This window comes from Jatrophihabitans sp. GAS493 (assembly GCF_900230215.1).
Lineage (GTDB): Bacteria > Actinomycetota > Actinomycetes > Mycobacteriales > Jatrophihabitantaceae > MT45.
The window spans coordinates 2,159,179-2,178,539 of sequence record NZ_LT907982.1 but is presented as its reverse complement, the minus strand read 5'-3'; the positions used below and the strand labels follow the sequence as shown (position 1 = coordinate 2,178,539).

Sequence of the window (19,361 nt, the reverse complement as noted above, 5' to 3'; positions counted from 1 at the left end):
GCCGATCATGGGCCGGCTCATGCTGTCAGCGAACTGTGCGCGGAGTGTCAGGGGCGTGCCGCAGTATCAGTGTCATGACTTATGCAATCGAGGCCGTGGGCCTCACCAAACGATTCGGCAAGGGTGCCGGCAGCACGCTGGCCCTGGACGGGGTCAGCCTCGCTGCCCGTCCGGGCACGGTGCTCGGCGTGCTCGGCCCGAACGGTGCCGGCAAGACGACTGCCGTCCGGATTCTCGCCACCCTGCTGCGCGCCGACGCCGGCCGCGCGCAGGTGGCCGGCTTCGACGTCGCCAAGAATCCGTTCGAGGTCCGGCAGAGCATCGGCCTCACCGGCCAGTACGCGTCGGTCGACGAGGATCTCACCGGCACCCAGAACCTGGTGCTCATCGGGCAACTGCTCGACCTGCCGGCCCGCGCCGCGCGGGCCCGGGCGGCCGAGCTGCTGGAGTGGTTCGATCTGCGGGACTCCGCGAACCGGATGGCTAAGACCTATAGCGGCGGAATGCGCCGCCGCCTGGACCTGGCCGCCTCGCTGGTCGGACGACCGTCCGTCATCTTCCTGGACGAACCCACCACCGGCCTCGACCCGGCCAAGCGGGAGGACATGTGGGACGTGGTACGCAACCTGGTCACCGACGGCTCGACGGTGCTGCTGACCACGCAGTATCTCGAGGAGGCCGACGCCCTGGCCGATGAGATCACGGTCATCGACCACGGTCACGTCATCGCCCACGACACCCCGGACGGCCTGAAGCGGGTCGTCGGCGGGCAGACGCTGACCGTGCGGCCGGTGGATGTGACGCGCGTCGACGAGGTTTCGAGCATCCTGGCCGAGGTGGCCCAGGCCCGCCCCGAGTCGCCGGCCCGTGGCATCGTCAGCGTCTCGGTCCCCGACGACGGCGCGCTGGCTGCGACGGTCAGCCGGCTGAGCAGCGCCGGGATCGCCGTCACCGAACTCTCCCTGCACCTGCCGAGTCTGGACGAGGTCTTCTTCTCCCTCACCGGCACCCGAAACTCCACCCAGTCGGCCGGTCCGGCGCACCACACCGCGACCGACACCGCGCCCGACTCCGCGACCAACTCCGCCCAACTGAGTGAAGGGGCCGTCGCATGACCGTCACCATCTCCGACCCAGCACCCCAGCCGGGGCGCCTCTCCACGCCGGAGCGTCCGAACGCTCCGATGCCGGCGGCCGCCACCGCAGCCGCCCCCCGCCGCTTCGCGGTGCTTCGCCATTCGATGGCGCTGGCCAAGCGCAGCCTGATCAAGACGCTACGCACGCCGGAGGCCCTGGTCGATGTGACGCTGCAGCCGGTGATCTTCCTGCTGCTCTTCACCTACATCTTCGGCGGGGCCATCGGCCAGGGGTCGCAGCACCAGTACCTGCAGTTCCTGCTGCCGGGTCTGCTCGGCCAGTCGATCGCCATGGCCGGTGTGGCCCTCGGCCAGAACCTCAATGCCGACATCGAGAAGGGCGTCTTCGACCGGTTCCGGTCACTCCCGATTGCCCGTTCGGCTCCCCTGGTCGGCGCCGTGCTGGCCGACGTGGTGCGCTACCTGCTGCTCTTCGCCATATTTCTCGGCTTCGGGTACATCATCGGATTCCGCATCGAGACCAATCCGTACGCACTGGCCTCCGCTCTCGGCCTGTCGATGGCCTTCGCGCTCTGCTTCTGCTGGATCTCCGTCTTCGTCGGCATGAAGGCACGCACGCCGGGAGCGGTGCAGGGTTTCATGTTCCTGCTGGTGTTGCCGCTCTCCTTCGGCAGCAGCACCTTCGTCGACACCGCCACGATGCCGGGCTGGCTGCAGGCCTTCGTCAAGGCCAACCCGATCACCCACCTGGTGAACGCCGACCGCGGGTTGCTGATCGGTGGTCCGGTCGCCGTCGATCTGGCCTGGACGTTTCTGTGGATGGCGATCCTGCTGGTGGTCTTCGTCCCGCTCGCGTTGCGGGCCTACAAGCGTCGCGCCTAAAGCAGTTAGCTACACCGAGGACTAGTCAAGCAGCCCCGGATCGAGCCGGGCAATCGCCGCATCGCGGTCGGTTGCCCGGCCTTTCTGGTAGGTCTCGTCAAACTGCTGCTGGCCGAGGGCGCCCACCAGTCCTTCGGTGAGTCGTCGGATGTCGAGCTGTGTGCTGTCGGGCGATCCGCGCAGCCGGGCCGCTGCGCCGAGGATCTCAGCCGCGTCGCCGTACTTCTCCAGCTGGTAGGCCAGCTCAGCGGTCCCGACGCCGACGATCGCCACAATCGGCATGTCGGTCGTGCCGACGCCGGCGCGGAAGGCCCGGGCCAGCATTTCCCGGGCCAGCTCGATATTGCCGAGTCCGAGTTCGGCCTTGGCCCCCATCGCGACGATCATCGCCTCCCCGTGCCCCTGGATCGGGTGCGAATGCGGCACCAGCTCCATCCGGCGCAGCGCCTCGGCCTGCCGCTCGCTCGCCTCGACCAGGTCGCCGTTGATGCGGGCCACGTCAGCCAGTACGGAGTCGACGAGGATCTGCTCCATCCCGAAACCGGATTTGTCGCTCGTCTCCTGGGCCTGCATCACCGCTGCGCGCGCAGCCTCCGGCTCTCCCAGCCGCATTCGGACGTCGGCCAGCCGGATCCAAAGCATGGCCCGGTCCTCACTCGAACCCAGTTCAGCGGCCAGGGCGAGGGCCTCCTCATACGCTTCCGCGGCGAGGAGGAGATCACCGTCGAGGGTGTGCACCAGCCCCATCACCTGCAGGCAGTTGGCCAGACCCCAGCGCTCACCGAGTCGACGGAACTCGGCAAGCGCGATACCGGCGTCGCTACGCATCGTCTCCAGATCACCCTGGTTCTCGGCCAGATTGGTACGGAAAACCCGGACCGCGGCCCGTACCCAGGGGTCCGGGTTCTGCAGCGCCTCCTCGAGCAGACCCTCCAACTTGTCGTCGTCGCCTCCGAACATCGCCAGCACCGGCCGCAGCATGATGGCCATCGGCTCCTCGGAGAGGTCGATCTCACCAAGCCGGTGGCCCACGTCAGCCAACCGGGCCAGACCCTGCTCAACCCCGTTGAAATCGAGCTCGGCGTCGATCGAGAGGGTGCCGATGGCGTTGAGTGCGTCGGCGAGCGCTCGCGCGGCGTCGTCCACCTCCCCCGGTATTGAAAGCGCGTAACCGATCCAGGTGGCGACCTCCCGGTTCTTGCCGACGAGCATCCAGTACCAGCCGATGTCGATGGCCAACCGCACCGCCTCTTGCGCCTGTTCCTGGGCGCCGAAACTGCGCAGAGCGGTGAGGATGTTGTCGCGCTCGGCCTCGAGCAGCGCGATCCAACGCAACTGGCCCGCCTCATGCAGGTGAGGCTGCGCCCGGTGCACCAGGGCGGCGAAGTAGCGGGCGTGCCGGGCGAACATCGCCGGCGTCTCGCCACGATTGGCCAGCCGCTCGACTCCGAACTCGCGGATCGTCTCCAGCATTCGGTAGCGGGTGCCGTCGGCTCCGCTGCGCTGCAGCAGTGACTTGTCGACCAGCGACGAGAGGAGGTCGAGCATGTCGGCCCGCTCAACCCCATCCCCGCTGCAGACCGCCTCGGCGCTGTCCAGAGTCGCGCCGGCCGGGAAAATCGCCAGGCGTTCGCAGAGCAGCCGCTCCGGGTCGCTCAGCAGGTCCCAACTCCACTCGACCACCGCTCGCAGCGTGCGATGGCGGGGAAGCGCGGTCCGGCTGCCGCCGGTGAGAAGCCGGAAGCGGTCAGAGAGACGGGCGGCCACCTCGCGTACGGAGAGGGTGCGCAGTCGGGCCGCGGCCAGCTCGATCGCGAGCGGCAGGCCGTCGAGGCGACGCACGATCTCGATGACATCAGCCACGGTGGATTCGTCGACCCGGAAGTCGGGCTGGACGGCGGTCGCCCGGTCGACCAGCAACTGGACGGCGTGGAACTGCAACGCCTGCTCCGGCGTCGCGTCCGGGGCCGGCTGCCCGAGCGGCGGTACCGCAACCAGCGACTCACCGACGATGCCGAGCGGTTCCCGGCTGGTCGCGAGAATCCGCAGCCCCGGGCAGTGGGCCAGCAGCTGGTCGGCGACCTCGGCCGCCGCCTCGACGACGTGCTCGCAGTTGTCGAGCACGATGATCAGCTCCTTGGTGCGCAGGTCTTCCAGCAGCCGGCTCATCGCATCACGACGAGTGATCGGCTTGCCGCCCCGCTCGACCAGGATCGATTCGCGAATCCCCAGAGAATCCAGGACCGTCTGCGGCACGTCGGCTCCGTCGCTGACCGACGCCAGTTCGGCCAGCCAGATTCCGTCCGGCACCTCGTCGATGAGCCCGGCCGCGGCCTCCGTGGCCAACCGGGTCTTTCCGGCCCCGCCCGGCCCGACCACACTCACCAGCCGGGACTCCCCCAGCAGTTCGCCGATCCGGGCCACTTCGACGTCACGGCCGAAGAAGCTGCTCACCTGGGAGCGCAGGTTGGTGTGCCGCGGGTCGGATGCCTGTTCTGGAGCCGGCGTCGGAGTGGGAGTTGGAGGTGTCGGCGTCGGCAGCGGCGCCTCGTCGGCCCGCAGGATCCGCAGGTGCACCGCGGTCAAGGCCGGAGACGGGTCGATCCCGAGCTCGTCGGCCAGGGTGGTGCGCACTCGGTCGAAGACGGCCAGCGCCTCGGCCGGGCGTCCGGAGCGGGCCAGGGCGGTCATCAGCTGAGCGGCGAACTGTTCTCGCAACGGATAGTGGGCAACCAACCCGTCCAGCTCGCTGACCACCTCGGCGTGCCGTCCGAGGGCGAGGTCGGCGTCGATTCGCAAACTCAACGCCTCGGCCCGCAGTTCGCGCAGCCGGTGCGCCTCCTGAGCGAAGGAGTCGGCCTCGGCCAGGTTCTCACCCCGCCATAGATCGAGCGCTTCGCGCAGCAGTTCATCGGCCGCCGTCGGGTCGCCGCGTCGCAGCGCTTCGCGCCCGCGGCTGGTCAGCTCGGCGAACTGGGCCGCGTCCACGTATTCGGCGATCAGCCGATAGCCACCGGGCTGCTGCTGGATCAGGGAACCATCGCCGAGCGTGCGGCGCAGCCGCGAGACCAGGGATTGCAGAGCATTGGTGACGTCGGTGGGCTGTTCATCGCCCCAGAGAGCATCGGCCAGGGCGGCCGCCGAGACACTGCGCCCAGCGCGCAGGGCGAGTGCGACGAGCAGCACCCGTAGTCGGGCACCGGAGATCCCGTGGGTCTGCCCGGCGACGCGCACTTCGAGCGTTCCCAACACGGCGACCTGCATGGGACAAGTCTGCCTCACCGCCATCTGGTGGTTGGCCGGCGACGGACGAAACACCGACCACGGCAGGATGGAGGGATGTTGAGTGAAACCATTCAGGTTCGTACCGGGTCCCGGGCGCAGGTCCACGATCTCACCGGCGAATGCAGCCATTTCGTCGCCGGCCACGGCGACGGGCTGCTCAATGTCTTCGTCCCGCACGCGACCGCCGGCGTGGCGATTCTGGAGACGGGGGCCGGGTCGGACGAGGATCTGCTCTCGATCCTGCGTGAGCTACTGCCGACCGATGATCGCTGGTCACATCGGCACGGTTCACCCGGACACGGGCGTGATCACGTCCTGCCCGCGTTCATCAGCCCGTCAACTGTGGTGCCGGTCGTCGGCGGGCGGCTGCAGCTCGGCACCTGGCAATCGATCTGCCTGGTGGACACGAACGTCGACAACGCCGTGCGCCAAGTGCGCCTCTCGCTGCTCAGCTGAGCCCGGCGGGTCAGAGTTCGTAGCCGGCGTCGGGCTGAGCGGCGGTTACCGGACCATCGAACGTCTGCTGCGCTTCGTCGGCCGCCTGGGTGCGGGAGACCCACGGCGGCACATGCGTCACGATCAACCGCCCGACTCCGGCGGCGGCCGCATGCTCGCCCGCCTCGCGACCGGTCAGGTGCAGCTCCGGCAGCACCTGACCGGGCTCCAGGGCCGCTTCGCAGAGCAGCAGGTCGGCGTCCCGGGCCAACGTCACCAGGGCCTTGGTCGGGCCGGTATCGCCGCTGTAGACCAGGCTGCGTCCGCCGGCCGAGATACGGACGCCGTCGCAGGCGATCGGATGACGCATTCGTGCGAAATCAAGCTGGAACGGGCCGAGTTCCCCATCCGTCGGCGTTCGGAAATCGAAGATCTCGCTGAGATCGTTGGGGTGACCCGGGTCGCCGCAGGCCGCAGAGAGGCGGGCCTCGGTATCAACCGGGCCGATCACCGGCAGGCGCCGGTACAGCCGGGCGGGACCCCACCGCAGATAGGTGGCCAGTCCGGTCATATCGATGAAGTGATCGGGGTGCAGGTGCGACACCAACAACGCGTCGATCTGCTCGGGCCGGGCGAAGCGCTGCAGCGCGCCCAACGCCCCCTGCCCGAGATCGAGGAGCAGCCGGAAGCCCTCGTGCTCGACGAGGTACCCCGAGGCCGGTGAGTCGGGGCCGGGTACGGTGCCCGAGCAGCCGAGGATGGTCAGCTTCATCGCGAACCGTCGCTCCCCGGTACCAGCGCTACGCGCGCACCGACGGCAACGGCAGGCCGGCGGTCGCGGCCGCCGCGTCGACATCGATGATGTCCGGGCCGAGGAATCGGTGACTGAGCTTGGTGAACATCTCGCCCGAGCCGGTGGCCCGGAAGATGTGTTGCGGTGGCGGCGCATCGTCTGGGCGCAGGAGGTCGTCGCTCAGCAGCACGCGGTAAATGTCCTTCGCCGTCTCCTCGGCGCTGGAGACGAGCGTGACCTGATCGCCGAGAACCACCGAGAGGAGCCCGGTGAGCAGCGGGTAGTGCGTGCAGCCGAGCACCACGGTGTCGACGCCCGCATGGTTGAGCGGCGCCAGATAAGCCTCGGCCAGTCCGAGTAGCTGCCGGCCACTGGTCACCCCCCGCTCGACGAACTCGGCGAAGCGCGGGCAGGCGGCGGCCGAGACCTCGACGCCGGGGGCGGCCGCGAAGAGGTCCTGATACGCCCCGCTGGTGATCGTCGCGACGGTTCCGATGACCCCGATCTTGCCGTTGCGGGTGGCGGCCACGGCCCGGCGGACGGCGGGGAGAATTACCTCGACCACGGGCACGTCGTAACGCTCCCGGGCGTCGCGCAGGCAGGCGGCACTGGCGCTGTTGCAGGCGATCACGAGCGCCTTCACACCGGTCGCGACCAGCTCGTCCATCACCTCGAGGGAGTAGCGCCGAACGTCGGCCAGCGGCTTCGGCCCGTACGGCGAGTGTGCGGTGTCGCCGACGTAGAGGAGCGTCTCGTTCGGCAGCTGATCGAGGATCGAGCGGGCGACGGTGAGGCCACCGACGCCGGAGTCGAAGATCCCGATCGGTGATTCGGCCGTGATGGGGGCGCTCATGAGGTCGGCGCCGGGGCAGTGCCTTCGGCCGGCCCGGAGCTGCGCAGCTTGCCCTTGGCGGGCAGCGGCAGTCGCTTCTGCTTGCGCGGGTGAAGCAGCCAGCCGACGAAGAGACCGGCGACGAACCCGCAGAGGTGGGCCTGCCAGGAACTGTTGCTGTTCACCGACGGGATGAGGCCGGCGAAGAGGCCGCTGAACATGAAGGCCGCGACGACGGCCCCGATGATCCAGAGGAGCCTGCGGGAGAAGAAGGCGCGGGCCAGCAGGTAGCCCAGCCACCCGAAGACGAGCGAGCTGACCCCGATGATCAGGCCGCTCGGGGCGACGAACCAGGTCAGCAGCCCACCGAGCACGACGATGAGGCTCGTGGATACCGCCCAGACGCGCAGGCCGGAGATGAGTACGGCCCAGCCGAGGACGATGAAGGCCGGGGTGTTCGACAGCAGCGGCCACAGGCCGGAGTGCAGGAACGGCATCGTGACGACACCCTCGAGCCCCGCGAGTTCGCGAGGGCGAAGGCCGAAGCGATCCAGTCGCTGATCGAGCGTCCAGTTCACGATCTCGATGACCCAGAGCACGCCGGCGGCGATGCCCATCAGCAGCAGAGCGCGGGCCCAGTTCATCGGCTCCGCGTCCTCGGTGCTCTCCAGCAGACGCCGGCGGTGCGGAACGAAGGTCACGTCAATTAGGGTAGCCAACTCCCGGCGCCGTCAGAGCCGAGATCCCAGATCTGCGGCGGACGCCTCAGCCGTGATCAGCCCGTGCCCGATCCGCTCACCGCTGAGGCCACGGTCGGGGGCCTAGGGGCGCTAGGCCCAGAGCTGCCCCTCGAGCTTCTCAGCCGCCTGCTGCAATGAGCCGTCGTAGGCGCCGGTGGAGAGGTACTTCCAGCCGCCGTCGGCCACGACGAAGGCGATGTCGGCCGCCTTCTCGGTACCGGCGACCCGGTCGGCGATGGAGAGCGCGGCGTGCAGGATCGCACCGGTTGAGATTCCGGCGAAGATTCCCTCGTGCTCGATGAGGTCGCGGGTGCGGCGCAGGGCGTCGTAGGAGGTGACCGAGAATCGGGTGGTGAGCACCGAGTCGTCGTAGAGCTCCGGCACGAAGCCCTCATCGATGTTCCGCAGCCCGTAGACGAGCTCGCCGTACCGCGGCTCGGCGGCGACGATCTGGACGCCCGGCACGTTCTCGCGCAGGAAGCGGCCGGTGCCCATCAGGGTGCCGGTGGTCCCGAGACCGGCCACGAAATGCGTGATCGTCGGCAGGTCGCGCAGCACCTCGGGACCGGTGGTGTCGTAGTGCGCCTGCGCATTGGCCGGGTTGCCGTACTGGTAGAGCATCACCCAGTCGGGATTCTCGGCGGCGATCCGCTTCGCGGTGGCCACCGCCTCGTTCGACCCACCGGCGGCCGGCGAGGAGACGATGCGGGCGCCGAACATCTCCAGCAACTGCCGACGCTCGACCGAGGTGTTCTCCGGCATCACGCAGACCAGCCCGTATCCGCGCAGCTTCGCCGCCATCGCCAGCGAGATGCCGGTATTTCCGGACGTCGGCTCCAGAATCGTGCAGCCCGGCGTCAAACGGCCGTCAGCCTCGGCGGCGCGGATCATCGCCAGGGCAGCCCGATCCTTGATCGATCCGGTCGGGTTGCGATCCTCCAGCTTGGCCCAGAGGCGCACTGGATGCTCCCCCTCCCAGCGTGGCGAGAGGTGTGGCAGACCAACCAGCGGGGTGTTGCCCAGCGAGTCGAGAAGCGAGTCGTAACGGGTCACAGCGTCAGCGGTCTTCGGCTGGTCAGCCGCCGGCGACGGCCGGGAGAATGGTGACGGCGTCGCCGTCCTTCAGCACGGTCTCCAGCGAGCCGGTGAAGCGGACGTCCTCGTCGTTGACGTAGACGTTCACGAAACGGTGCAGCGATCCGTCGTCGGTGATCAGCCGTCCCTTGAGCCCGGCGTAGTTGCTGTCCAGGTCGTCGAAGAGCGCGGAGAGCGTCTCCCCCTTCGCCTCGACGTTCTTGGCGCCTCCGGTGTAGGTGCGCAGGATGGTCGGGATCTTGACCTCAATGGCCATGTCTTGGGTAACTCCTTGTTTGCACAGCCGGACTGGCTGTTGGTGGGACAGCCGGAGGCTGACGGGCAGTGTGGTGACGTCCTTGTAACGCGTGTGGCTGCTCATATCGTCCCATCCCGGCCTAGGAGCGCGTTGGGGTGGGCGAAGTCACCTCATCCATAGGACTCGACCACCGTGATCGGCTCCTCGGTGACCACCCCGTCGACGATCCGGTAGGAGCGGAACTCGACCTCCTCGCCGAGCTCCTCGCGGGTGGAGACGAGCACGTAGTGGGCGTTGGGCTCGGAGGCGTAGGAGATGTCGGTGCGCGACGGGTACGCCTCGGTGGAGGTGTGCGAGTGATAGATGATCACCGGCTCCTCATCGAGCTTCGCCATCTCCTGGTAGAGGTGCAGCAGGTCCACCGAGTCGAACTCGTAGAACGTGGGCGAACGGGCTGCGTTCAGCATCGGGATGTAGCGGGTGGGGCGGTCGGAGTCTTCGCGGCCGGCTACCACGCCGCAGGCTTCGTCGGGGTGATCGCGACGGGCATGCGCGACGATGGCGTCGCGGGTGGCGACGTCAATCGTCAGCATGACGACGCTCCGTTCTGTGACACGTAGCCAAGGTTAGTCGCTCAGCCCATCACCGAGTCGACGAGGGCATCCTGCAGAGCGGAGAGCCAGTGGTAGATCGCCCAGGCCTGCGCGTCCGGTGAGTCGGGGTCGATGACAATGCTCTCCTCGGTGACTCCGAGCCGGGTGCCGATGGCCAGGCGCAGGTCGTTGGTGACCTGCAGCCACCGCCGCACCTCGTCCTCCCCGAGCTCCAGCGGGGCCACACCCAGCTCCACCTCGGCCCGGCACTGGCCTAGGCGCAGGGTCCGCTCCTCGTGCAGGCTCGACTCGGTGAGGTCACGGAACTCGCCGGCGATGGTGGCGTCGTCGCGGTGGCCGTCCGGGTAGAGGCGACGGCGCACCGGGTCGTCCGGGCTCAGTTCCTCGAGTGCCTCGGCCAGGTCGTCCAGGAGTCCGACGAGCAGCGCGCTCTCCACCGGTTCCAGCTTCAGACGTACGACCCCGCGGCGCCGACTGACCTTCACGTGTCCTGCTGCAGGGTGGCCCACAGTCCGTAGCCGTGCAGGGTGTTCACGTCGAGCTCCATCCGCTCCCGGGTTCCGTTGGAGACCACGGCCCGCCCCTTCTGGTGGACGTCCATCATGAGCCTCTCGGCCTTGGACTTCGGGTAGCCGAAGACCTCCATGAAGACGTGCGTCACATACGACATCAAGTTGATCGGGTCGTTCCAGACGATCGTGATCCAGGGCCGATCAGGGCTGGACACCGCCTGGGCATCGAGGTCAAGATCCGGCAGCGCCGTGCCCGTCTCGGTCGCCGAACCGCTGATCATCGTCCCCGCCATGCCTACATCGTAGGTGGGGCTGGCACCATCAAGGAATGTCGAGTGCGCTCTTAACTGACCGATACGAACTCACCATGTTGGCCGCGGCACTGGCCGACGGCTCGGCCCAGCGGCGCTGCGTCTTCGAGGTCTTCACCCGAAGGCTCCCCGACGGGCGGCGCTTCGGCGTGGTGGCCGGTACCCAGCGGGTGCTGCAGGCGATCACCGACTTCACCTTCGACGCGGCGATGATCGCCGGCCTCCAGGAGTCGTCGGTGATCGATCCGCGGACCGCCGAGTTCCTGAGCCAGTACCGCTTCAGCGGCGACGTCGACGGTTACCCCGAGGGCGAGCTCTACTTCCCTTACTCCCCGCTGTTGACGGTCAGCGGCACCTTCGCCGAGGCGGTCGTGCTGGAGACCGTGGTGCTGTCGATCCTCAACCATGACAGTGCGATCGCCGCGGCCGCCGCCCGCATGGTGAGTGCGGCCCAGGGACGTCCGGTGATCGAGATGGGGTCGCGCCGGGCCCACGAGATCGCGGCCGTCGCCTCAGCCCGAGCGGCTTACCTCGGCGGCTTCGCCTCGACCTCGAACCTGGCCGCGGGAGCTGAGTTCGGCGTCCCCACGGCCGGCACCGCGGCGCACGCCTTCACCTTGCTGCACGACGACGAACTGGCGGCCTTCCGCTCCCAGGTGGCCGCGCTCGGCCCGGGGACGACGCTGCTGGTCGACACCTACGACATCACCCAGGGCATCACCAACGCCGTGGCCGCCGCCGGAACGGCACTCGGCGCGGTGCGAATCGACTCCGGCGACCTCGGACCGATCGCCCGGCAGGCCCGCGCACAGCTGGACGAGCTCGGAAACACTGACACCCGCATCGTGGTCAGCGGCGACCTGGATGAGTTCGCGATCGCCTCGCTGGCGGCGCTGCCGGTGGATGCCTACGGCGCCGGGACGGCCGTGGTAACTGGGTCAGGCGCACCCACCGCCGGTCTCGTCTACAAGCTGGTGAGCGTCGACGGGCGGCCGGTGGCGAAGCGCTCGGAGCACAAGGCCAGCCAAGGCGGTCGAAAGACGGCGTACCGGAGCTACAAACCCACCGGAACCGCGGTCGAGGAGATCGTCGTGGCCGCATCGTCGGGGGTTGATCCCTCCCCGGCGGCGGAGACATCCGAACTGCAGGTACGCCCGCTCCAGGTGCCGCTCATGCGGACGGGCCAGGTGGTGGACGGGCTGGCGACGTTGGACGAGTCGCGAGCCCACCTGCTGTCGGCGATGGTTACCCTGCCGTGGGACGGGCTGAAACTCTCCCGGGGCGAGCCGGCGATCGCGACCCGGGTGGAGGTGCGGTGACCCATGACGTCCTTGGCGATACTGGTGATCGACGTACAGAACGACTTCTGCGAGGGCGGCTCGCTAGCGGTGGCCGGCGGGAGTGCGGTCGCCACTGCGATCAGTGCCCGCCTGCGGTCGGCCGACTTTGCACTCGCCGTCGCGACCCGCGACCATCACATTGATCCGGGGGCGCACTTCAGCGAACACCCTGATTTTGTCGACTCATGGCCCGCTCACTGCGTGGTCGGGACTGGTGGCGTGCAACTGCACCCGAACCTGGAGACGGCGGCGATCGCGGCCGTCTTCGACAAGGGTGAGTTTGCCGCCGCCTACTCCGGTTTTGAGGCCAGACACGACGGAGTTGGCCTTGCGGAGTGGCTGAGGGAGCGAGACATCACCGAGGTCGAGGTGGTCGGTATCGCGACCGACCACTGCGTACGGGCCACCGCGCTGGATGCTGTGGCCAACGGCTTCACGACGACGGTCCGCCTCGACCTCACCGCCGGAGTCGCACCGGCGACGGTCGAGTCAGCGTTGGAGCAGCTCGAATCGGCCGGGGTGCACTTGGTCGGGACGCCCTACCAAGCCTGAGGCGAGGTCAGCCGGCTTGACCGGGGGTCTTAGCCTCGGCGGGTTTAGCGGGCCTCGGCCGCCGCTTCCTCGATCTCCTCGCGCGAAATGCCGAGGACGAAGAGCACCGAGTCGAGGAAGGGCTGGTTAACCGAGGTATCCGCCGCCGCCCGCAGCGCCGCCTTCGCGTTGAAGGCGATCCCGAGGCCAGCCGCTTCGAGCATGTCGATGTCGTTCGCCCCGTCGCCCACGGCCACCGTCTGAGACAGCGGGACATCGAACCTCTCCGCGAAGTCCCGCAGTGCACTGGCCTTCCCCGCCCGGTCCACGATCGCTCCGACGAGGCGTCCGGTGACCCGTCCGTCAACAATCTCCAGCTCATTCGCGGCCGCGAAGTCGAGTCCGAGCTCTGCTACGAAGCGGTCGGTGAACTGCGTGAAGCCACCGCTGACCACTCCGACGTGATAGCCCAATCGCTTCAGGGTGCGGACGAAGGTGCGGGCACCAGGGGTGAGGCGAAGTGAATCCCGCGCCTCGGCCACGGCACTGGCCGGCAGCCCGGCCAGCAGGCCGACTCGGGCCCGCAGCGACTGCTCGAAGTCCAGCTCACCAGCCATCGCCCTTTCGGTCAGATCGGCAACCTGGTCGGCCACCCCGGCGTGGGCGGCCAGCACGTCGATCCCCTCGTCACGGATGAGCGTCGAGTCCACGTCGAGCACGACGAGTCGCTTCGCGCGTCGGCGCAGGCCCGCGGGCTCCACCGCGATGTCGAGGCCGGTGTCATCGGCCGCCTGAACGAGCGTGGCCCGCAATTGGTGCTGGTCGGGCGCTCCCACGACGAGCTCGATGCTCGGCGCGGGGTCATTGGAGAGCTGGGTGATCGACTCGATGTTCCCGCCGATCTCGGCGATCCGGGATGCCACGTCGCTGATCGCCCCGGCGCGGAGCGGTTTGCCGAGCACCATGACGTGGCTGCGACTCAGCCGCGGGCTGCGCAGCGCCACCATGGCCCGCTCATCGGCCACCTCGAGCTCGCACTCCATGCCCAGCGCGGAGGCCGTCTGCGAGCAGGACCGGCGTAGCGCGCTCGTCTCACCGTGGAGGTCGAAAAGGATGGCCAGGATGAGCCGGTCGCGGATCACGACCTGCTCCACGTCCCGAACGTCGACGTCATGGCCGGCCAGTGCGCCGAAGAACGCGGCCGTGACGCCGGGGCGGTCGCGACCAGTGATCGTGCACAGGAATGAGGTTGGCTGCATTTCGTTCAGTCCCCCTTCCGCTGGTCGCCGACGATCGGCAAGGTCTGCCGACGGTCTGTCTGCCGACGCTCGCTCTGCTGACCGCTCTGCCGCCGGCGGCTGCGCTCACCGCTGGCTCGGATGCCGACCAATTCCGACCGACTCACTCTCAATCGTGCCAACGGAACCCGCGAGGCTCAGATGCCGTTCGAAGGATCGGTATGGCTGTCGGTACCGGTGCTCGTCCCAGCGCCCACGGGCACCTTGTGGCTCTTGTGGCCGGCATGCGCTTCGGATTCGAGCCGGTCGAGCAGGTGCGGATAGTGGTACTCAAACGCCGGACGCTCGGAGCGAATCCGCGGGATAGAGACGAAGTTGTGCCGCGGCGGCGGGCAGGAAGTGGCCCACTCGAGGGAGTTGCCGTGGCCCCACGGGTCTTCGGCCGTGACAACCTCGCCGTAGCGATAGGACTTGTACATGTTGTAGATGAACGGCAGCAGCGACAGGCCGAGAACGAAGGAACTCACCGTCGAGATGGTGTTAAGCGTGGTGAAACCGTCGCTGGCCAGGTAGTCGGCGTAGCGGCGCGGCATGCCCTCCGCACCCAGCCAGTGCTGGACCAGGAACGTGCCGTGGAAGCCGAAGAACGTCAACCAGAAGTGGACCTTGCCCAGACGCTCGTCGAGGTAGCGGCCGGTGAACTTCGGGAACCAGAAGTATGCGCCGCTGTATGCCGCGAAGACGATGGTGCCGAAGAGGACGTAGTGGAAATGGGCCACCACAAAGTAGGTGTCAGCGACGTGGAAGTCGACCGGCGGGCTGGCCAGCAGCACTCCGGTGAGACCACCGAAGAGGAACGTCACCATGAATCCGATGGCGAAGAGCATCGGGGTCTCGTATGTGATCGAGCCCCGCCACATCGTGCCGATCCATGCGAAGAACTTCAGCCCCGTCGGCACGGCGATCAGGAACGTCATGAGCGAGAAGAAGGGCAGCAGGACGGCGCCGGTGGTGAACATGTGGTGAGCCCACACCGTTAGCGAGAGCGCCGCGATGCTCAGGGTCGCGAGCACCAGACCCTTGTAGCCGAAGAGCGGCTTGCGGCTGAAGACGGGGAAGACTTCGGTGACGATGCCGAAGAACGGCAGGGCGATGATGTACACCTCGGGGTGCCCGAAGAACCAGAACAAGTGCTGGTACAGAACGGCCCCACCGTTGGACGGGTCATAGACGAGTGCGCCCATGTGGCGGTCTACCCAGAGCACCAACAGCGCGGCGGTGAGGATCGGGAACGCGAGAAGGACCAACATCGAGGTCACCAGGATGTTCCAGGTGAAGATCGGCATCCGGAACATCGTCATGCCCGGCGCGCGCAGCGTGATCACGGTGGTGATCATGTTGACCGCACCCAGGATCGTGCCGAGGCCCGAGATGGCGAGGCCGATGATCCACAGGTCGGTGCCGGCGCCAGGAGAGTTGAGTTCGTTGTTGAGCGGCGAGTAGAGCGTCCAACCGGCATCAGCCGCGCCGCCGGGAGTGAAAAAGCCGGAGCAGGCGGTGATTGCACCGAAGAGGTACAGCCAGTACGAGAAGGCATTCAGACGCGGGAAGGCGACGTCCGGCGAGCCGATCTGCAGTGGGAGCACCAGGTTGGCGAAGGCGAAGACCAGCGGCGTGGCAAAGAAGAGCAGCATGATCGTGCCGTGCATCGTGAAGAGCTGGTTGTACTGCTCGGGAGAGAGGAACTGCATGCCGGGACGGGCCAGCTCGGCCCGCATCATCAGGGCCATGACGCCGCCGATGGCGAAGAAGACGAAGGACGTCACGAAGTACATCCGACCGATCACCTTGTGATCGGTGGTGCGCAGCAGCATGCCGAAGACCGAGCCCTTGGCCGACTCGTGCGTCGGGAACGGACGCGCGACGATCGTGGTCGGAAGTACCTCGACGGCGTCCGTCGACGTACTCGGCTCTGCGGTCGTGGTCAACGTGCCTCCAGCGTGCATGATCGGCTCTGGCAAGAGCGCTAGCAGTAGACGGGACGCTGTTCGGCGCTCCTTCCACGAAGAATAGTCACTGGTTCCGACATGAGGCCCACCGGGGGAAGATCGCCGCGCCTCGGAGCGTCCGTTCCCGCCGATTGACTCAGCAGTCACACTGCTACTTCATAGAAAAGTCGGCGTGGCATCGTGCATCCATGTCATTCCTCTCTTTGCGCCCCTCTTTGCGCCCCTCTTCGCGCTCCCTTTCGCGATGCTCCGCCCTCTCCGATCTTCCATCCTCGCTTCCATCGTCGCTTCCATCCTCGCTTCCGATGTCCGGGTACCTCAGGCCGGAGCTATCGCCTTCTCGGTCGCGCTCGGCCTTGGGCTTGGCCGGACTGCTGGTCGGTGCCGCAATCACCCACTTCGCGGCTCCGAAGTTCTACGACCAGATGGTTCCGACTCAACTTCCCGGAGCCCCCCGGCAGTGGACCTACGGATCCGGCGTGATCGAACTGGGGGTCGGCGCACTGGTGGCGGCGCCCCGATCGCGTCGTCTCGGCGCGCTCGCGGCGGCCGCGCTCTTCGTAGCGGTCTTCCCGGCGAACGTGAAGATGGCCGCCGACGCTCATCGACGCGACCGGCCGGCGCCGGCGAAGGCGGCGCTGGTGGCCCGGCTTCCACTGCAGGCTCCCCTGGTGGTGTGGGCGCTACGGGTCGCTCGGCGCTCCTGATATCCCATCCGCGGATGAATTGGTGAACTCGCGGTTGATATGTGGACAGCCGTACCTCTTGTGGATGACCGACTCCGAACTGTCGGCGGGTTGATGTAGGTTCGCGGCGGGACCCCCCCGCCAACGCCTGCTCGGCAGAATGTGCTTGTTTTTATTGATGATTCTTATTGCTCAGTCCTCGTTGTTCGACTAATATCGAACACGGGGGGTGAGAGCTGTGACTGCTCTAGCGATGGCACGCACGACGTCGATATTGACGGCAGGTGTGGATGCCTTGCTCAACGCTGAGCTAGCCACGCTTCCGTCGGAGGACTTGTTGGATGTCGTTCGATCCGTGGAGGCGCAGCGGCGGCGACTGGTCGCGGTCGATCACCTGCTCATCACCGAGCTGGCGACGCGCGGGGTCGCTTCGGAGTTGAACTTCGGTTCGGTGCCAGCCCTGCTCGCTCATGTCCTGCGCCTCGACGCCGGCGAGGCAAGAGCGCGTGTCCGGGCCGCAGAGGACCTCGGCCCGCGCGTCGGGCTGGCCGGCGAGAGGCTGGACCCGCTATTCGCTGAAGTGACCGCGCTACAGCGTGATGGCCACATCGGCGCCAGCCACGCGAAGGTGATCCGCGAGACAGTAGAGGCCGTCCCCAGTCACCTTCCGGTCACTGACCACGAGGCTGCCTACACAGCGCTGCTATCGGCCGCCGTACAACTGCCGCCACGTCAACTGACACAGCTGGGGACCCGAATTCTGGCTCATCTGAATCCCGATGGAGTTCCGCCGCGAGACGAAGAGGTGCAACGCAGACGCGGCATCGAGCTGATCCGGCACCGCCACGGGGGCGCCACGATTAGCGGATTCCTCACGCCCGCCTGCTTGGCGATGGTTGACGCCGTTCTGGACAGCCTTTCCGCCCCAGCGGCCACCGTCGATGGCGCACCTGACGACCGGAGCGCGCCACAGCGCCGACACGACGCGCTCCAAGACGCGTGCACTCGTTTAGTGGCCGATGGCGGACTCCCCTCAGCCGGCGGGGTCCCGGTCACCGTGCTGGTGACAATGACCGACGAACAACTCGCCACGCGTCGGGGCTATGCCACCACTGGGCGGGGCGATCTGATCTCGGTTGTCGAGGCGTTGGAGTTGGCGGATCAATCCGAGATCGTCGCCACCACGCTGAGCCGATCCGGCGGTGTACTGGACGTGGGGCGAACGAAACGCTGCGCAACCCCGACGATGCGACTGGCTCTATTCGCCCGCGATCGCGGTTGTTCCTTTCCTGGCTGCTCGATGCCCGCATTGTGGACGGAGGCCCATCACGTACGCCCCTGGCAGGATGGTGGGATCACCGCGGTCGGCCACATGTGCCTGCTCTGCGGCTTCCATCACCGCTCCTTCCAGAAGATGGGTTGGGAGGTGGTCATGGAGGACGGGGTTCCGTGGTGGCGGCCGCCAACGTGGGTCGACCCAGAACGCCGCGCGATCCGCAACACCCGTCACCACACCGACCAGCACGATCCGATCATCCGCGGCAGATCCAAAGGACGAGGGGAACCACCACCCACCGGCCCACCGGTATAAGAACTCAATAGTCCGCGGTTATCGGCGTCAGGCACCTGAGAAAACCGACGGCATGTTCAGCGGCGTGATGACCTGGATCGTCGATGGCAGAACCGCCGGGGCAGCGGGCAGCGCGTGCTGCGCCCGAATGATGGCCAGTCCGGCGTTCCTCATGTCCTGGCCCAGGTCGTGATGCAGCACGGCCGAGATCCGCCGCTGCTGCAGCAGACGAACGTTGTCCCGATCGAGGTCGTGGGCTACGAAGGCCAGACATTTGCGCCCGCTGCTGGCGAAGGCTTCGATCGTCGCGTTGTTGCCGCCTCCGATCGAATAGACACCCTTGATGTCTGGGTTGCGCCTGAGCGCGTCGACCACCATGTCACGCAGCACCTCGTCCAGGCCGTGACTCTCTGTGATGTCAATGAGGGTTCGACTCGACGGGCTCGCTCTCATCGCAGCCCGAAACCCCATCTCGCGCTCCTCCTCCCCGCGGAAGGCGCTGCTGCTGAGAGTGAGCAACACATCGCCGGGACGATCACCTAGCCATTGGTCGATCAGGTACGCCGCAGTGGCTCCCGCCGCTCGATTGTCGATACCGATGTAGGCGATCCGGGAGCTATGGGGAAGGTCGGTAGTCAGCGTCACAACCGGGATTCCGCGGGCGCTCAGACGCTGCACGGCGTCGTTCACCGCAGCGACATCAGGCGCCTTGAGGATCACACCATGCGAACCGCGGCCGGCTATCGACTCCAAAGTCGCCACCAGATCCTCGACCGACCATGTCTCGCGAAAGTGGAATCGTCCGCGCATCACGGCCGGCCGAAGCGACGGCATCTCGGCCTCGAACGCGTCCCGCACAGCAGTGGAGAAGCGCTGCGGAGTCTCGGCTACTACGTCGACCAGGAATGTACGACCGCCTAAGCGCAACTGCGCGCGCTGCCGGTCCAGTTCCTCGATCGCCTGCTGCACCTGCGCCACGGTGCTACCGCGAACTCCGCCGCGCTGATTCAGGACCCGATCCACGGTGGCCTCGCTCAAGCCGGCCTGCACCGCGATCTCACGCAATCGGAACGGATGCTTCAAGACTGCTCCAAATGATGGGTTTTTGATGGCTTTCAGGCGTTGACTGATGTATTTCCCGCCCTAGGCTAGCA

19 protein-coding genes are annotated in these 19,361 nt (G+C 67.4%); 7 read left to right on the top strand and 12 right to left on the bottom strand.

The window, feature by feature from the left end; translation table 11 throughout:
- Positions 1-74: 74 nt before the first annotated feature.
- Both CPH63_RS10040 and CPH63_RS10035 read left to right on the top strand, forming a co-directional pair.
- Positions 75-1,115 (top strand): ATP-binding cassette domain-containing protein, encoded by a 1,041-nt coding sequence (locus tag CPH63_RS10040; RefSeq protein ID WP_096302837.1) that lies wholly within the window; start codon positions 75-77, stop codon positions 1,113-1,115.
- The gene (locus CPH63_RS10035) at positions 1,112-1,978 is read left to right on the top strand and encodes an ABC transporter permease (RefSeq protein ID WP_096302836.1); all 867 of its coding nucleotides are present in this window, start codon (positions 1,112-1,114) and stop codon (positions 1,976-1,978) included. Before CPH63_RS10040 ends, CPH63_RS10035 begins: the two co-directional genes overlap by 4 nt.
- Before the next feature lie 21 nt (positions 1,979-1,999).
- Here the strand turns inward: CPH63_RS10035 and CPH63_RS10030 are convergent, their stop codons facing one another.
- The gene (locus tag CPH63_RS10030) at positions 2,000-5,242 is read right to left on the bottom strand and encodes a BTAD domain-containing putative transcriptional regulator (RefSeq protein ID WP_172892194.1); all 3,243 of its coding nucleotides are present in this window, start codon (positions 5,240-5,242) and stop codon (positions 2,000-2,002) included.
- Between the two features lie 75 nt (positions 5,243-5,317).
- On the opposite strand from CPH63_RS10030, the gene CPH63_RS10025 reads away from it, so the two are divergent.
- Positions 5,318-5,719, top strand: a complete 402-nt coding sequence (locus tag CPH63_RS10025; protein ID WP_096305059.1) for a secondary thiamine-phosphate synthase enzyme YjbQ — start codon at positions 5,318-5,320, stop codon at positions 5,717-5,719.
- A gap of 10 nt (positions 5,720-5,729) precedes the next feature.
- Here CPH63_RS10025 and CPH63_RS10020 read toward each other — a convergent pair whose 3' ends face one another.
- From CPH63_RS10020 to clpS, 8 genes are all read right to left on the bottom strand, one after another.
- Positions 5,730-6,470, bottom strand: coding sequence for an MBL fold metallo-hydrolase (locus tag CPH63_RS10020; protein WP_096302834.1), 741 nt, complete (start codon positions 6,468-6,470; stop codon positions 5,730-5,732).
- 28 nt (positions 6,471-6,498) lie between these two features.
- The gene (murI, locus tag CPH63_RS10015) at positions 6,499-7,344 is read right to left on the bottom strand and encodes a glutamate racemase (protein WP_096302833.1); all 846 of its coding nucleotides are present in this window, start codon (positions 7,342-7,344) and stop codon (positions 6,499-6,501) included.
- Positions 7,341-8,024, bottom strand: a complete 684-nt coding sequence (locus CPH63_RS10010) for a rhomboid family intramembrane serine protease (RefSeq protein WP_096302832.1) — start codon at positions 8,022-8,024, stop codon at positions 7,341-7,343. Before CPH63_RS10010 ends, murI begins: the two co-directional genes overlap by 4 nt.
- A 129-nt stretch (positions 8,025-8,153) precedes the next feature.
- Complete coding sequence (locus CPH63_RS10005) at positions 8,154-9,116, bottom strand: PLP-dependent cysteine synthase family protein (RefSeq protein WP_096302831.1); 963 nt, start codon at positions 9,114-9,116, stop codon at positions 8,154-8,156.
- Between the two features lie 22 nt (positions 9,117-9,138).
- Complete coding sequence (locus tag CPH63_RS10000) at positions 9,139-9,414, bottom strand: MoaD family protein (protein ID WP_096302830.1); 276 nt, start codon at positions 9,412-9,414, stop codon at positions 9,139-9,141.
- A 152-nt stretch (positions 9,415-9,566) separates the two neighbouring features.
- Entirely contained in the window at positions 9,567-9,989 is a 423-nt protein-coding gene (locus CPH63_RS09995; protein ID WP_096302829.1) for a Mov34/MPN/PAD-1 family protein, read from the bottom strand.
- 41 nt (positions 9,990-10,030) lie between these two features.
- On the bottom strand, positions 10,031-10,495 hold the full coding sequence (locus CPH63_RS09990; RefSeq protein ID WP_157749430.1) for a DUF2017 family protein: 465 nt from the start codon (positions 10,493-10,495) through the stop codon (positions 10,031-10,033).
- Complete coding sequence (gene clpS / locus CPH63_RS09985) at positions 10,492-10,815, bottom strand: ATP-dependent Clp protease adapter ClpS (protein WP_241895863.1); 324 nt, start codon at positions 10,813-10,815, stop codon at positions 10,492-10,494. The genes CPH63_RS09990 and clpS overlap by 4 nt, the downstream gene beginning before the upstream one ends.
- Positions 10,816-10,850: 35 nt before the next feature.
- Here clpS and CPH63_RS09980 point away from each other — a divergent pair, with 35 nt between their 5' ends.
- Together CPH63_RS09980 and CPH63_RS09975 are read left to right on the top strand one after the other, a co-directional pair.
- The gene (locus CPH63_RS09980) at positions 10,851-12,152 is read left to right on the top strand and encodes a nicotinate phosphoribosyltransferase (RefSeq protein WP_096302827.1); all 1,302 of its coding nucleotides are present in this window, start codon (positions 10,851-10,853) and stop codon (positions 12,150-12,152) included.
- 3 nt (positions 12,153-12,155) lie between these two features.
- Complete coding sequence (locus tag CPH63_RS09975) at positions 12,156-12,725, top strand: isochorismatase family protein (RefSeq protein ID WP_096302826.1); 570 nt, start codon at positions 12,156-12,158, stop codon at positions 12,723-12,725.
- A gap of 44 nt (positions 12,726-12,769) precedes the next feature.
- On the opposite strand, the gene serB is transcribed toward CPH63_RS09975, so the two are convergent.
- Complete coding sequence (gene serB / locus CPH63_RS09970) at positions 12,770-13,963, bottom strand: phosphoserine phosphatase SerB (protein WP_096302825.1); 1,194 nt, start codon at positions 13,961-13,963, stop codon at positions 12,770-12,772.
- Positions 13,964-14,139: 176 nt separating this feature from the next.
- Positions 14,140-15,948 carry a cytochrome c oxidase subunit I gene (ctaD, locus tag CPH63_RS09965; protein ID WP_096305057.1) on the bottom strand — a complete coding sequence of 603 codons (1,809 nt, stop codon included), beginning with the start codon at positions 15,946-15,948 and terminating at the stop codon, positions 14,140-14,142.
- A 308-nt stretch (positions 15,949-16,256) separates the two neighbouring features.
- On the opposite strand from ctaD, the gene CPH63_RS09960 reads away from it, so the two are divergent.
- Both CPH63_RS09960 and CPH63_RS09955 read left to right on the top strand, forming a co-directional pair.
- Positions 16,257-16,658: a MauE/DoxX family redox-associated membrane protein gene (locus CPH63_RS09960; RefSeq protein ID WP_096302824.1), complete on the top strand. Its 402-nt coding sequence runs from the start codon at positions 16,257-16,259 to the stop codon at positions 16,656-16,658.
- 265 nt (positions 16,659-16,923) lie between these two features.
- On the top strand, positions 16,924-18,228 hold the full coding sequence (locus tag CPH63_RS09955; protein WP_157749429.1) for an HNH endonuclease signature motif containing protein: 1,305 nt from the start codon (positions 16,924-16,926) through the stop codon (positions 18,226-18,228).
- A gap of 27 nt (positions 18,229-18,255) precedes the next feature.
- Here the strand turns inward: CPH63_RS09955 and CPH63_RS09950 are convergent, their stop codons facing one another.
- Complete coding sequence (locus CPH63_RS09950; RefSeq protein ID WP_096302822.1) at positions 18,256-19,290, bottom strand: LacI family DNA-binding transcriptional regulator; 1,035 nt, start codon at positions 19,288-19,290, stop codon at positions 18,256-18,258.
- Positions 19,291-19,361: the final 71 nt, after the last annotated feature.